Here is a 784-nt window from a genome sequence, read left to right as displayed (position 1 = left end):
TAAATCTCCCGTCTTATAAATTCTATCGCCCTCTTTAAATGGATTTTCTATAAACTTCTCCCGGGTTAACTCTTCTTTGTTCAGATAACCACGAGCGACCTGAATTCCTCCAATGCATAACTCTCCAACTACTCCAATTGGTAAAAGTTGATGACTATCATCCACAACATATAAACTAGTATTGTCTACAGGCTGACCAATTAAAACACCTGAAAGGGAATCTTTCAATGGTACTTCCCATGAACTTACATCGATCGCTGCCTCAGTAGGACCATATAAATTGTCTAAACGTACTTGACTGAATTTCTCCCTAAACATAACAATCTGGTCCAATTGCAAAGCTTCGCCACTACATAGAACACGTTCTAAAGAACTACAGTCTCCCGGTTCTATAAAACTCAAAAAAACATTCAACATCGAAGGAACAAAATGAATTGTAGTGATACTATACTCTTCAATTATTCTTTTCAGATAAATAGCATCCTTATGACCTTCAGCCTTGGCAAAAACCAATCTGGAACCACACGTGACAGACCATAATAATTCCCATACAGAAACATCAAAACTAAAAGATGTCTTTTGAAGAATCGTGTCTTCAGAGTTTAATTTATAATGTGATTGGGTCCATAACAATCGATTTACGATACCACCGTGCTCATTCATTACTCCTTTTGGCTTGCCTGTACTACCTGAGGTATAAATTACATAAGCCAGATGACTTGGTGATAATGCAACGTTTAGAGCCGTTGTAGGATTAACAGAGATCTTCGCCCAATCTTTATCC

General features: G+C 37.5%; 1 protein-coding gene. It reads right to left on the bottom strand.

The genetic code is table 11. From position 1 onward, the window contains the following. Window positions 1-784, bottom strand: a 784-nt coding sequence (locus tag FLA105534_RS00085; protein WP_173964023.1) for an amino acid adenylation domain-containing protein, incomplete at both ends; no start/stop codon positions are given.

This window comes from Flavobacterium collinsii, assembly GCF_902804485.1.
Lineage (GTDB): Bacteria > Bacteroidota > Bacteroidia > Flavobacteriales > Flavobacteriaceae > Flavobacterium > Flavobacterium collinsii.
Note: the sequence above shows the minus strand (reverse complement) of the source record. Positions and strands in the feature narration are given on the sequence as shown.